Raw genomic sequence first — 13949 nt, forward strand, 5'->3', positions numbered from 1 at the left:
GAGTCATTATGCACATCTTCAATAAGGCGGCCTGCGGGCTGCCGCTTTTACTGTCGCTGATGTCCACCAACGGCTGGGCAACGACGCTTTCTGAGGCCCTGTCGGCGGCGGAAAACTACTCCGCAGAGCTCTCCGCCAACGATCATCAGGTTAACGCTTTGAAGAATATGGCGGATTCCGCGATGCAGCTCCCCGATCCGAAGCTGAAATTTGGTATTGAAAACGTCCCGCTGGGCGGCAATAACGCCGGCCGTCTCACCCGCGAGGGGATGACCATGCAAAGAGTTGGCGTGATGCAGGACTACGTCAGCAGTACCAAGCGTGAACGGAAAGCCGACTCCATTACCGCCGAGGCGCGCCAGACCGCCGCTAATGCCGATGTTATTCGTGCCCGGCTGCAGCGGGAAACCGCCCAGGCGTGGCTGGCGCTGGCGCTGGCGCAGAAGTCGCTGCGCTCGGTGCAGACGTTGATTAGCGAAACGTCCCGGCAAATCGACGTACAAAAGGCCGGCGTCAGCAGCGCCAGCGCCAGTCCCAGCAGCGTGCTGGACGTTCAGCTGGCGCTGAATGCGATGAAAAATGAGCAGGATAACGCCCGCCGCGATGTACAGATCGCCCAGGCACGCCTGTTGCAGCTCACCGGGAAGGAGGTCCGCGATATCTCCGGCCCGCTGCCGCGCATTGAACGTCTGCCTGCCGACGAAGCCGACTTAATGGCCGGGATTAAACTTCACCCGGAAGTGATCCAGGCCGCCAGAGAAGCCGATCTGGCGAAAGCGAAATCAGGACAGTCGGAAGTCGCGGCGATCCCCGACGTGGGCGTTGAGGTTTATTACGCCCGACGCGGTGATGATTATGACGACATGGTGGGGGTAATGTTTACCGTCGATATGCCTATTTTTCAGGGCAAACGCCAGGACAAAGACCACGCAGCGGACGTCTCCCGTACCTATGAAGCCAACGATCGGCTGACGTTATTGATGCGCGAACATCAGGCGCAGCAGTATCAGCTGATTTCGCAATATAACGCCGCGAAAGCCATTTACGATCGCCAGCAAAGCGAGGTGCTGCCGCTGCTGCGCAAGAAGGTGAGTCTCGTCAATGCCCAGTATCGGGGCGGCAGCTCCGCGCTGCCTGAGCTGCTCGCCGCCCGTCGCGATCTCCTGAGCGGAGAAATTGCCAGCAACAATGCGGAGAAAGCGCTTGCCGATGCGTGGGCCGCTATTCGCTACCTTATTCCACAGGATGTTAAATAATGAAGCTTAAATCTGCTCTTACCCTTGTGGCGCTGGCCGTCGCCCTTGCCGCCGCGGGCGGCTACTGGCTGGGTTCGCGAAGCGCGCCGATGCCCGCCGCTGGCGGCGGCCAGGCGGAAACGGGTCGCAAAGTGCTGTACTGGTATGATCCAATGGCCCCCGCTACGCGCTTTGATAAACCGGGTAAATCGCCGTTTATGGATATGGATCTGGTGCCGCGTTACGCCGATGAAGCCGCGGGAGAAGACGCCGGGGGCGTGCAGATTAGCGCCCGCCAGCAGCAAAACCTTGGCGTCCGTACGGCGAACGTCTCCCGCCAGACGCTGGCGATGAAGCTCAATGCTTTTGCTACCGTGGCCATTGATGAGCGGGGCGTTGAAACGGTACCGGCGCTGGCCAGCGGTCTGATTGAGAAACTTTACGTCAACGCCTCCCAGCAGTTTGTGAAAAAGAACGAGGCGCTGGCGGAGCTGTGGATCCCGCAGTGGGCGGCGGCGCAGCAGGAGTATCTGGCGGTGAGGCGGCTGGGCGATAGCGGGCTGACCGCCGCGGCCCGCGACCGCCTGCGGCTGCAGTTTATGCCGGAAGCGGTTATCCGTAGCGTTGAGCGCAGCGGTCAACCGCAAACCCGCATGACGGTGCGCGCGCCGCACGATGGCTACGTCAGCAAGCTGGATGTGCGCACCGGCGCGCAGGTCACGACAGCCCAACCGCTGTTCGAGCTGGCCAGCCTCGATCCGGTCTGGATCGTGATTGATTACCCGCAAAGCCAGGCCAGCCTGCTGCGCGAAGGCAGTAAGGTGACGGCCACCACCGGCAGCTGGCCCGGTATGGCGTTTCAGGGAACCGTCAGTGAACTGCTTCCCGACCTCGAAGCCACCACCCGTACGTTGAAAGCCCGCGTAGTGCTGAATAATCCGCAGCATCGGCTCAAGCCGGGCATGTATTTGAACGTTGAGCTGGCTGAGGCGCAGCAGGAGAGCGCTGTTCTGGCTATTCCGGAAGAGGCATTAATTGCCACCGGCACCAGCAATCGGGTGCTGATCGCCGACGGCGAAGGGCATTTCCGTCCGGTTGAGGTGACCGCAGGGCGAACGCAGAATGGTCTGGTTGAGATTAAATCCGGCCTCGAAGCGGGCCAAAAGGTGGTGACTTCCGGGCAGTTCCTGATTGACTCCGAAGCCAGCCTGCGCAGCGCGCTGCCGCAAATGGCCGGGCAAGAGGAGGAGGCAAAAAGCTACTCAGCGCAGGGCGTTATTAAGGCCGTGAGCAATGAGGCGGTAACCATTGCACACCAGCCGGTACCGGCGCTGAAATGGCCGGCGATGATCATGGATTTTGCTATTACGCCGCAGCTGCGGGAACAGATGCGGCCCGGCGAGTCGGTGATGTTTCACTTCGTCCTGACCGATGAAGGGGCGCGAGTCACCTCAATGATGCCGCTGAACGGCGCTAAGGAGCAGCCATGATTGCCGCCGTTATCCGCTGGTCATTGCGCAACCGCCTGCTGGTATTGCTGGCGACGCTGATTATGGCCGCCTGGGGCGTCTGGTCGGTACAGCAGGCGCCGCTGGACGCGCTGCCGGATCTCTCCGATACCCAGGTGATCATTCGCGTGAGCTATCCGGGGAAAGCGCCGCAGATTGTCGAAGATCAGGTGACCTACCCGCTGACCACCACCATGCTGTCCGTGCCGGGAGCGAAAACCGTGCGCGGCTTTTCGATGTTCGGCGATGCTTATGTCTATGTGCTGTTTGATGATGGAACGGACCCGTACTGGGCGCGCTCCCGCGTGCTGGAGTACCTGAGCCAGGTCCAGAGCAGCCTGCCGCCGGAAGCGAAAGCGTCGCTGGGGCCGGATGCCACCGGCGTCGGCTGGGTGTTTGAATATGTGCTTACCGACAAAAGCGGCCAGCATAGCCTCGGCGACCTGCGGGCGATTCAGGACTGGATCCTCAAATATGAGCTGAAAACCGTGCCGGATGTTTCGGAGGTGGCCAGCGTCGGCGGAATGGTCAAAGAGTATCAGGTGATCCTTAATCCTGACCGGCTGCGGGCGCTGAACGTCACCCACGAGCAGGTGATTAGCGCGATCCAGAGCGCCAACCAGGAAGGGGGCGGTTCGGTGCTCGAGCTTGGCGAAGCCGAATATATGGTGCGCACCACCGGCTACCTGAAGTCCATCGACGACTTTAACCAGGTGGTTATCGCTGCGCGCAGCGGCGTGCCGGTGCTGCTCTCCGACGTCGCCAGCGTGCGCCGGGGACCGGCGATCCGGCGCGGCGTCGCCGAGCTCAACGGCCAGGGCGAGGTGGCGGGCGGGATAATCATTATGCGCTCGGGTAAAAACGCGCTCAGCACCATTAACGCGGTAAAGGCCAAACTGGCGGAAGTGCAAAAAAGCCTGCCCGCAGGCGTGGAGATTGTTCCGGTCTACGATCGTTCGCAGCTGATTAAAAACTCCGTCGAGACCCTGACCCATAAGCTCATTGAGGAGTTTATCGTCGTGGCGGTGGTCTGCTCGCTGTTTCTGTTCCACTTCCGCAGCGCGCTGGTGGCGATGATCACGCTGCCGCTGGGGATCCTTGGCGCGTTTATTGTGATGCACTATCAGGGCGTCAGCGCCAATATGATGTCGCTCGGCGGAATTGCGATCGCTATCGGGGCCATGGTCGATGCGGCAATCGTGATGATTGAAAATATGCATAAGGTGCTGGAGCAGTGGCGGCACGAGCATCCCGAACGCCAGCCGTCCTCCGCCGACTACTGGCAGATTGCCCAGCACGCGGCATCGGAAGTGGGGCCTGCGCTGTTTTGCAGCCTGCTGATTATCACCCTGTCGTTTATTCCGGTGTTCACCCTCGAGGCGCAGGAGGGCAAGATGTTCTCGCCGCTGGCCTTCACCAAAACGTATTCGATGGCGGTGGCCGCCGGACTCGGAATCACCCTGGTGCCGGTGCTGATGGGCTACTTTATTCGCGGCAAAATTCCTGATGAAACCGCCAATCCGCTCAACCGCTGGCTGATTCGCGCCTATGAGCCGCTGCTGGATAAAGTTTTGCAGTGGCCGAAGGCGACGCTGGCGGCGGCGGGCCTGCTGCTGGTTGCCACGCTGTGGCCGCTGGCGCAGCTCGGCAGCGAATTTCTGCCGCAAATTGACGAGGGCGACCTGTTGTATATGCCCTCCACGCTGCCGGGGATCTCCAGCCGCGAAGCCGGACGCTTGCTGCAGCAGACCGACCGTCTGATCAAGACCATTCCTGAAGTGCAAAGCGTATTCGGCAAGGCCGGGCGGGCGGACAGCGCTACCGACCCGGCGCCGCTGACCATGCTGGAAACCACGATTCAGTTCAAGCCGAAAAGCGAATGGCGGCCCGGCATGACCATGGATAAGCTGATCGAGGAGCTCGACAATACGGTGAAGGTACCGGGGATAGCCAACGTCTGGGTACCGCCGATCCGTAATCGCCTGGACATGCTGGCGACCGGCATCAAAAGCCCGGTCGGCATCAAAGTGAACGGTAACAATCTGGCGGAGATCGAAAAGACCGCCGAAGAGATTGAGCGCATCGTGCGTAGCGTACCGGGGGTGACGTCGGCGCTGGCGGAACGCCTCGACGGCGGCCGCTATATCGATATCGCTATCGACCGGGTGAAAGCCGCCCGCTACGGCGTGTCGGTGAAGGAGCTGCAGTCAATCGTCGCCAGCGTCGTCGGCGGCGATAACATCGGCGAAACCATCGAGGGGCGAGAACGTTACCCGATCGGCGTCCGCTATCCGCGCGAAATGCGCGACTCGCTGCAAAAGCTGCGCGACCTGCCGGTAGTGACCAGCGGCGGGGCGCAGGTAGCGCTCTCGGAACTGGCGGACATCACCATTACCGACGGCCCGCCGATGCTGAAAAGCGAAAACGCCCGCCTGTCGGACTGGATCTACGTGGATATTCGCGGGCGCGACTTAAAATCCGCAGTTGATGAAATGCAGAGCGAGGTCGGCAAACGGGTCAGGCTGCCGGAAGGCATCTCGCTGACCTGGTCCGGGCAGTATGAGTACCTCGAGCGCGCCACCGCGAAGCTGAAAATCGTGCTGCCGTTTACCCTGATGATTATCTTTATCCTGCTTTACGTCACTTTCAGCCGCGTTAAAGACGCTCTGCTGATTATGGGAACTTTGCCGTTTTCGCTGATCGGCGGCGTCTGGCTGCTCTGGCTGCTGGGCTACAACCTGTCGGTAGCCGCCGCCGTGGGCTTTATTGCGCTTGCCGGCGTGGCGGCGGAGTTCGGGGTGATTATGGTGCTCTATTTGAACCAGGCGATCGCGAAACGCCGCCCTGAGCTGAACGATCGCGCGCTCAACGAGGCGATTCATGAAGGGGCCGTGCTGCGCGTGCGCCCGAAAGTGATGACCGTGGCGACAATCATGGCCGGACTGCTGCCGATTATGTGGGGAGGGGGCACCGGATCGGAGGTGATGCAGCGTATCGCCGCGCCGATGATCGGCGGGATGATCACCGCGCCGCTGCTCTCGATGCTGGTGATCCCGGCAGTCTATCTCCTGACGCACCGTAACAAACGCTAAAGTACAACGCCCGGGCCAGGCGGCTCGGGCGTGAATCAGTCGGCGTTCTTAAGATCTTCCGCGCGTTTGGCGGTGGCGTAGACAAAATCGAGCATGGGTTCAAGGTCGGTATCGTAGCCGGCCTGAATGATTTTGCCGCGCAGCCATTCGATCTCGCTGGTAATATCCGGGTGGAATATATTGTTGTCCTGCGCTTTACGCAGCCACTTGAGCAGGAAATTATTTTTCCCGCGGATACCGCCTGATTTCTTCGATTTTGCGTGTATTTTCAGCGCCACCAGAATGCAGTAATAGAAATGAACGCGCTGATTAAAACTTTGGTGCATGTCTTTATTCCCGCCAGAATCAGGTTGCGGACGGGCATGGACCTTAAACATGCGGTCTCTGATATTCACCCGTACCACCATCGCGCCGCTTGCCGGACGCTGAAGCGATGGTGGCACGGAAGCCGAATTGCCGTCAATTATTGATTAATTTTTTACCCATATTTGCGCCGGTTATCTTTCGACGATGCTTCCTCAGGTACGCGGTAAAGCAGCGCGTTGTTGCAGGTAAATGCGCAAAATCAAGATAAATGCCAGCGCGACCACCGCCGCCGCCAACAAATAAATAGTCTCCAGATCGTAATAACCGGCCACCCAGCCGGCGACCGGGCCGGTTAATCCCAACGCCAGATCGAGAAAGGCCGAATAGGTGCCCAGCGCGGCAACGGCGAGCGGCAGGCCAATAGAGAGATAGTAGCCTGGCGCAGCGCCGTCGGGCGCAACAGGCAGAGCATGCGTTTTCTCAATGATTCAGGCAAACTCACTAAAAATAGTCATGGGAAAAGAGGATTCTGGGCAAGCCCTGCGCGGCAGAGTATAAAATCTGTTAACGCATCACGGATAATGACAGGAGAGAGTATGGAATACGATTTAGACGGTATGGATGTGCTTTTTGTCGCCGGCTTTGGGCCGATAACGCAATCGACGCCGGCCAGCAGGGAGTTTTATGTGGCTGCGCTGGGCCTGCCGCTAAAACCGATGCCCGGTAACGAAGCGTATCTGCTGACCGAACATGACGCCATCGGCGGGGTAAAACATTTTGCCCTGTGGCCGCTGGCGCAGGCGGCGCGCTCCTGCTTTGACGCCGATCTCTGGCCTGACTATCTGCCGGTGCCGCAGGCGTGGGTCGAGTTTGAAGTGCGCGATATCAACACCGCCACCGACGCGCTGAAGGCCAGAGGCTATCGTCTGCTGGTGGACAACCGCATTGAGCCGTGGGGGCAAACCGTAACGCGGCTGCTGAGCCCGGAAGGGCTGCTGGCGGGCATCACCGTGACGCCGTGGTTGCGCGATGGGCAAGCGTGATGGCAGCGGAATTGATGACTGAAAGACTGCTGCTGATCCCCTTGACCGCAGACGATGCGCCGCAAATTCAGGTTCTCTTTCCACAGTGGGAAATCGTGCGTTATCTTGCCGCCGGTTTTCCATGGCCTTTTCCGGAGGATGGCGCATCGCGCTTTGTCAATAATGTGGCTTTACCAGCCGCAGCTAACGGCACCGGCTGGTTTTGGACCCTCCGCCTTAAAACGGCGCCGGAGAGGGTCATTGGCCTGATTACGCTCTCTGATGAAGTGGATAACAACCGCGGGTTCTGGCTGGATCCGCGCTGGCATCGCCAGGGATTGATGACCGAAGCCTGCCGCCGGGTGACCGATTTTTGGTTTAATACGCTTAACCGGGAGGTGCTGCGCGCGCCGAAGGCCTGCGATAATAACGGGTCGAAAAAGATTTCGCACCGTAGCGGTATGCGCCTGGTTGGTGTCGAGAAAAAGCAGTTCATCTCCGGCCTGCTGGACGCCGAATTGTGGGAAATAACCAAAGCGGAATGGAATGCATTGGCTGCACAAGCTCCCGCGTCATATAGGGAGACAGGATGCTGATATATAACGTATTCGGACGCCATATTGGCGTCCAGCGTCAGGGCGAACGCTGGCGGATTTTCCGCGTCGATCTTAACGAGCGGAAGTTTTCGCCGCTAGCCGGGATTATCATCCCGGACGATCTTGCTGAGGCGGAAATTCCTGGCTGGCTGGGGGATATTTTTCATGAAGCGGCAAGCCCGCGCCATCCTGACGTCCATCTCGTGGAGTAGCGCCGCCGGCAGTGGTTATGACCTGCTTCGGTTTTGCAGCACCATGCGATAACTGTCGTGGTAGACAAAGGTTTTACCGTTCACATTCCAGTACGGATTAAACGCGCTGACCGGCACAAAACTTGCGATCAGCAAGCTTTTACATTGTTCTCGCCATTCGGCAGGGAGATACTACCATTCCAACCTTCAGGACATTCAGGACTTCGGTCGCTACAAAGTGCGACTTTTTTATCAATACCTTCTTTAATGAGTAAGATTTGTACCGAAATTATTCCGGCAAAATATTCGACTCGTCGTTTTAGGACTGGTGAGGAGAGTGATTCAGAAAACTCGAGGGTAAATGTTGAAAACAAAGCATCATTATATTCTACAATGTCAAATTCAGGTTTACAAACACGTATTAATGGTTCTTGTATTACATCACCCGTTTTGCAAGGGCGGATGAATATCCCCGCAAATATTTTAGTCAAACATTAACATAATGCATCCCTTTAAAAACGCCTTCTTCTGGTTCCAGGACATATACTCAATAAACTTCAAGTTGCATGTCTGAGCAACAGTGCAGCTCAACTTTTATGGGCATGAAGCAACACGTGCAACATGCAACTCGAGGTATCGCGAGTATTGAGGTTTCTGGCATAGATTATTGATAATACAACTCTATTTAGTATATCCATGGAAGTGAATTATCAGTTTTATGATGCCCTTAAAGCAATCAAAAAAACAGTAATGTTTGAGTTAATTTTTTATATGTTATTGATTTTTATTAAGTTATAATTTAGTTGCTTGTTTAATTGATTTCGTTTTTGCAATTACTTTGGCTGGTGGTATAGTTATGACAGACCACAGAAGGTAAAGGGATTACACTGATCATGCGACCAAAAGAAGTTCAGGCACCGGCGGCCAGTACGATGTACAGAGATGAAAGTAGAGGTTTGCTTTCCAGTAAAGTCGTTATTGTTCTGGGTTTGCTTAGCGCCGTTGCTGCATTATCCACTGATATGTACTTGCCTTTATTTCCAGCTATCGCCAGTGATTTGCATACGACGCCTGACAAAGTCCAGCTTAGTATCACCGCTTTTATGGTGGGCTTAGGAATTGGGCAGCTGTTCATTGGCCCGTTGTCCGATCATTACGGCAGACGTAGATTATTGCTAGGCGGGATGACACTATTAACCATCGCTTCATTAGCTGGCGCTATATCCGCGAACATTCAGCTACTCATTGTTACACGGTTCTTTCAGGGACTGGGAGGAGCGGCTGGTATCGTTCTTTCCCGGGCAATTATTTCTGATCTGTGTCCGGGGACTAAAGCCGCTCGATATTTTAATCTGGTGTTAGCGATACAGGGGATCGCCCCTGTTATTGCACCACTACTTGGAGGAGTGGCTGCATGGTTTATCTGGCCGGTAGTTTTTGTTTTTATGGCCGCAATATCATTAGTCTCCACCTTGCTCAGCAGTCATTTTATTAGCGAAACTTTACCCCGTCATCAGCGATTACCTTTCAACTTCAACGAGTTTATCAGTCAGTTTATCGAACTGCTTAGTCATAAGAAATATATAGGTTATACTTTAATTTTTTCAATCCAGTTCGGGGCGCTATTTGCTTATATATCAGCATCACCGTTTATCTATCAATCGGCGTTTAATTTATCCTCGGGGGAATTCGCTGTAATATTCTCTATCAACGCTGGAGCAATGATGTTTGGTAGTATTGTCAGCGCTCGTTATGTTACGAAATTTGGCGAAGATAACCTCATAAAAGTGGGGGTGATAAGCACGCTGGTGATATCTATATTACTTTGCATCGTTGACTATATTTCTCATTTCCAGTTTGAGATTGTGGCAGTACTACTGTTAATCATGATGTTTACTATGGCTTTGACATTTGGCAATGCCGCGAGTATGGCCATGGCGGCATCTTCACATTTAAAAGGAACGGGTTCTGCTATTTTAGGGGTTTTTCAGTTTGGTATCGCTGCGATAACTCCATCACTGCTTGGATTTGGAGACTCGCTGTCATTACTACCGATGTCGCTAATCATAGCGGGATGCTGTTTAATAGCCATCATGGCATTATTATTGACAGGTGAAAAAGGATAGTGTGATGAATACACATGACGCTATAAAAATTATTGGTGCAAGACAAAACAATCTGCAAGATATTGATTTAGAGGTCCCTAAAAATAAAATAACAGTTTTTACCGGAGTTTCCGGGTCGGGGAAAAGCTCTCTGGTATTCGGAACTATTGCGGCAGAATCTCAGCGTCAGCTAAATGACACCTTTCCACCTTTTATTCGACACCGTTTACCGCATTATGGCAATCCTGAAGTTGATGACATTGAAAACCTGTCGGTGGCCATTATTATTGATCAAAAACGTATTGGTGGCAACGCACGTTCGACGGTGGGTACCGCATCAGATATTTATACTCTGCTGCGGCTACTATTTTCTCGTGTTGGCGAACCTTTTGTTGGTTATTCGAATGTTTTTTCATTTAATCATCCTGCCGGGATGTGTGCGACATGCGACGGGTTGGGTATTGCCAGCACCATTGATATCGACCAACTGATTGATTCAAATCTGTCGTTAAATGAAGGCGCTATTTGTTATCCTTCTTTTGCACCGGGTTCATGGCGCTGGAAACGTTATGTTTATTCAGGGCTTTTTGATGCCGATAAAAAAATCATGGATTATTCAAAAGCGGAACGAGAGTTATTACTGTATGCGGATAATCTCATTCCTGAAGCGCCGTTAGCCGGTTGGCCTAAGAGTGCAAAGTTTGAAGGCGTCATTACGCGCTTTACGCGAAGTTATTTGAAACAAGAAACTAAAGATACTAAAGCTGAGGAATTTCAGCGAGTCGTTAGTTTACAGGTTTGCCCTTCTTGTCAGGGCATGAGGCTCAACGAGAAAATACTTTCCTGCAGGATTAGAGGGAAAAATATTGGAGAATGTGCAACACTGCCTGTCACAGAGTTAAAGCTGTTTGTAGAAAAGCTCGATTATCCTGAAGTCAGGCCGCTGCTAGAAGCATTGCTGGAAAGGTTAGATGCAATGTGTGCAGTAGGCTTGGGATATCTGGATTTGAACCGGACGACCCCCAGCTTATCGGGTGGTGAATCCCAGCGGTTAAAAATGGTCCGGCATCTGGGAAGTAGTCTTACCGGGATCGTTTACATAATTGATGAACCAAGTACCGGGCTTCATCCAGCAGATATTGTTAAATTGAATATATTAATTGGTAAACTACGCGACAAAGGCAATACCATTCTGATGGTAGAGCACGATCCTGACATGATAGCGATAGCCGAGCATGTTATTGATTTAGGGCCGGGAGCGGGCAAGCAAGGCGGGAAAATTGTTTTTGAGGGTGACCTGTCGGCACTTAAGCAATCCCAAACCTTGACGGGAAGATATTTCTCTTCACGGGCAGAGATAAATAAGAGACCGAGATGTGCTAAAGGTTATATTTCGGTAAGAAACGCCACATTGCATAATCTGCATAACTTATCGGTAGACGTGCCTTTGAGCGTTATGGTCGCTGTGACGGGGGTCGCGGGATCGGGAAAAAGTTCATTCGTCATAGGAGCCCTGGCGCCACAATGTCCGGACTCGATCGTTATCGATCAAAAACCGATACATACTTCGATTCGATCGCATATTGCTTCCTGGTGTGGTGCATTTGATACGATCCGTTCGCTGTTTGCCGAAAAAAACCATGTGTCAGCGTCGTGGTTCAGCGCCAATGCTAAAGGCGCCTGTCCGGAATGTAATGGGCTAGGGGTAATACAAACCGATCTGGCATTTATGGATACGGTTACGTTGCCATGTGAGGCCTGTCAGGGGCAGCGCTATAATCCACAGGCGCTAAAATATCATTATCAAGGAAAAAATATTGCGGAGGTATTATCTCTGTCGATTAACGATGCTGGCGATTTTTTCCTGAATGAGCCACAGCTCAGGCCAATTTTTCGTAGTCTGGTCGACGTCGGGTTGGGATATTTGCGCTTGGGGGAATCGTTAAATCATCTTTCAGGCGGTGAATGCCAGCGGCTGAAGTTAGCGTCACAATTAAACCATGATAGTGACATGTATATTTTCGATGAGCCAACCACCGGACTTCATCCCAGTGATGTTGCCTCGCTGCTGAAACTCTTTAACCGACTGGTAGAACGCGGAAACACCGTCATTATTATTGAACATAATATGGAGTTGATCGCTCAGGCTGACTGGATTATTGATATTGGACCTTATGCCGGGCAAGAAGGGGGAAAATTACTGTTTAGCGGTACACCTGAATCGATGCTGACCTGTCGCCATTCTTTAACCGCGGAGTGGTTGCGCATACATTGCCAGGTAGAGTGAGAGATAGTGGTCGGGACAGCCAGAAGAGACTGGCAATAATGTGATGCATGCTCATTATTATACTGATGTATTGTCCCGTTAATTTTATTAGTCTACAGGCCAGTGGTAATCGCGATCCAGCCAGCCATCCAGGTCATAATCCATCATGCATTGTTCGGCGAAACCTTTATATTCTTGTATCTGCCCCGACATTTGTGCGGCGAGCAACAGTTCGATACGAACATTTTCATGACTGCCGGTATAATTTCGTTCATAGAGTTCGTGTCTGCTGGCGAACTCTGTTCCTACAGAGTCCCAGATTAGTTTCATAAGCTTGACCCTTTCAACGGCATCCATACCGTTGGAACCGCGCATATATTTTTTCAGATAAGGCTCCAGTTCCGGCGCGGCAAAATCTTTGGCATGCGAATTGATATAAATAAGCGCGCTGCCAAGATCTTGTTCAATAATTTCTTTGATCCGTGGATAGCCGAGACTCATAAACCAACGGTAGGCTAAACCATAATCCAGGTTAGGCAGGAGGGCGCCGTTGTGCCAGGGATTCGGCGATTTAGCCATAGCATCGCTTATGGCCCAGAAGAGGTTGCGCCAGGCCAGCATTTCCCCGACGCGGGTCTGTATACCGCGGAAATCGGCTACGCCGGTGGCTTCCACGCCTTTAATGAATAAACCACAGATAAAATCGATTTTTACCGCCAGACGCGTCACACCGTGGAACGTAGAGCGGTGCAGAAAGCCAGAACTGGGTAAAAACGTGGCCGCTTTAGCCGTATCGCCGTAAATAAAAATGTTTTCCCAGGGAATCTTCACCTTATCCAGAATGAAGATCATGTCATTCTCGTCGTAGCGGGAGGATAGTGGATAGTCAAAGGGACTGCCGACCTTTTCGGCGGCTAAGGAGTAAGAGGGGCGGCAAACCAGCTTCAGCCCTGGGGCATTCATGGGTAAGGTGCATACCAGGGCAAATTCTCTTTTTTTGACAGGTAAACCGTAATGCGCGATGAAATTGTAATGCGTCAAGGCAGAGCCGGTAGCAACCACCTTGGCACCGCTAACAATCACGCCATCATCACACTCTTTTTCGACGTGAATGCAGATATCTTCAATCTGGTCGGGCGGGAGATTACGGTCGATAGGGGGGTTGATGATGGCATGATTCCAGTAAAGTAGCTCCTCTTGTGAACGTTTGTACCAGTGTCTGGCGTTATCCGCATATTCTCCGTAGGCCTCGGGATTGGCGCCGAGAGTCGTAAGAAACGAGGCTTTGAAATCAGGGCTCCTTCCTAGCCAGCCGTAGCTTAGCCGCGCCCACTGGGCGATTGCGTCGCGATCGCGTATCAGGTCGTCAACAGAATGAGGAACGCGGAAGAACGGATGGGTGACACCACCGCTGCCGGTATCACACGGCGTGGTTAATATAGCTTGATACTTTTCGTCATGGAGCGCGTCGTATAATTTAGCTATAGACAGTGCTGAATTGCGAAACGCTGGATGTGTAATAACATTGTCGACCTTTTCACCATAAGCCCATATTTCTCGCCCATCATTCAGACCCGCCAAAAAGTCATTACCGGTAGGTAACGATACTGATTTATTTCCCATGTCAG

At 53.4% G+C, this 13949-nt stretch carries 10 protein-coding genes and 2 pseudogenes; 8 read left to right on the forward strand and 4 right to left on the reverse strand.

The window, feature by feature from the left end; genetic code table 11:
• The first annotated feature begins 8 nt into the window (after positions 1-8).
• Genes SIK97_RS17620 through SIK97_RS17630 form a run of 3 tightly spaced genes read left to right on the forward strand, consistent with a single transcriptional unit; the run spans position 9 to position 5835 of the window.
• Positions 9-1256 carry a TolC family protein gene (locus SIK97_RS17620; protein ID WP_032694361.1) on the forward strand — a complete coding sequence of 416 codons (1248 nt, stop codon included), beginning with the start codon at positions 9-11 and terminating at the stop codon, positions 1254-1256.
• Entirely contained in the window at positions 1256-2725 is a 1470-nt protein-coding gene (locus SIK97_RS17625; RefSeq protein WP_057173875.1) for an efflux RND transporter periplasmic adaptor subunit, read from the forward strand. The genes SIK97_RS17620 and SIK97_RS17625 overlap by 1 nt, the downstream gene beginning before the upstream one ends.
• A complete protein-coding gene (locus SIK97_RS17630) occupies positions 2722-5835 on the forward strand; it encodes an efflux RND transporter permease subunit (protein WP_025105741.1) in 3114 nt (1037 codons plus the stop codon). Before SIK97_RS17625 ends, SIK97_RS17630 begins: the two co-directional genes overlap by 4 nt.
• A 35-nt stretch (positions 5836-5870) precedes the next feature.
• On the opposite strand, the gene SIK97_RS17635 is transcribed toward SIK97_RS17630, so the two are convergent.
• Both SIK97_RS17635 and SIK97_RS17640 read right to left on the reverse strand, forming a co-directional pair.
• A complete protein-coding gene (locus tag SIK97_RS17635) occupies positions 5871-6161 on the reverse strand; it encodes a hypothetical protein (RefSeq protein WP_009654750.1) in 291 nt (96 codons plus the stop codon).
• 192 nt (positions 6162-6353) lie between these two features.
• Positions 6354-6539, reverse strand: a pseudogene (locus tag SIK97_RS17640) (MFS transporter); the annotation flags it as partial.
• Between the two features lie 198 nt (positions 6540-6737).
• On the opposite strand from SIK97_RS17640, the gene SIK97_RS17645 reads away from it, so the two are divergent.
• Genes SIK97_RS17645 through SIK97_RS17655 form a run of 3 tightly spaced genes read left to right on the forward strand, consistent with a single transcriptional unit; the run spans position 6738 to position 7971 of the window.
• Entirely contained in the window at positions 6738-7184 is a 447-nt protein-coding gene (locus SIK97_RS17645; protein WP_057173876.1) for a glyoxalase/bleomycin resistance/dioxygenase family protein, read from the forward strand.
• Positions 7184-7759: a GNAT family N-acetyltransferase gene (locus SIK97_RS17650; RefSeq protein ID WP_047723759.1), complete on the forward strand. Its 576-nt coding sequence runs from the start codon at positions 7184-7186 to the stop codon at positions 7757-7759. Before SIK97_RS17645 ends, SIK97_RS17650 begins: the two co-directional genes overlap by 1 nt.
• Positions 7753-7971, forward strand: a complete 219-nt coding sequence (locus SIK97_RS17655) for a hypothetical protein (RefSeq protein WP_049080287.1) — start codon at positions 7753-7755, stop codon at positions 7969-7971. Before SIK97_RS17650 ends, SIK97_RS17655 begins: the two co-directional genes overlap by 7 nt.
• A gap of 15 nt (positions 7972-7986) precedes the next feature.
• Here SIK97_RS17655 and SIK97_RS17660 read toward each other — a convergent pair.
• Positions 7987-8121, reverse strand: a pseudogene (locus SIK97_RS17660) (VOC family protein); the annotation flags it as partial.
• 722 nt (positions 8122-8843) lie between these two features.
• On the opposite strand from SIK97_RS17660, the gene SIK97_RS17665 reads away from it, so the two are divergent.
• Positions 8844-10076 carry a multidrug effflux MFS transporter gene (locus tag SIK97_RS17665; RefSeq protein ID WP_049080286.1) on the forward strand — a complete coding sequence of 411 codons (1233 nt, stop codon included), beginning with the start codon at positions 8844-8846 and terminating at the stop codon, positions 10074-10076.
• A gap of 4 nt (positions 10077-10080) precedes the next feature.
• Positions 10081-12342, forward strand: coding sequence for an ATP-binding cassette domain-containing protein (locus SIK97_RS17670; RefSeq protein WP_057173877.1), 2262 nt, complete (start codon positions 10081-10083; stop codon positions 12340-12342).
• Positions 12343-12429: 87 nt separating this feature from the next.
• Here SIK97_RS17670 and SIK97_RS17675 read toward each other — a convergent pair whose 3' ends face one another.
• A complete protein-coding gene (locus tag SIK97_RS17675) occupies positions 12430-13944 on the reverse strand; it encodes a 4-hydroxyphenylacetate 3-hydroxylase family protein (protein WP_049080284.1) in 1515 nt (504 codons plus the stop codon).
• Positions 13945-13949 lie beyond the last annotated feature (5 nt).

Origin of the sequence: Klebsiella sp. JN_Kp126 (genome assembly GCF_033843325.1) — a bacterium.
Classification (GTDB): domain Bacteria; phylum Pseudomonadota; class Gammaproteobacteria; order Enterobacterales; family Enterobacteriaceae; genus Klebsiella; species Klebsiella michiganensis.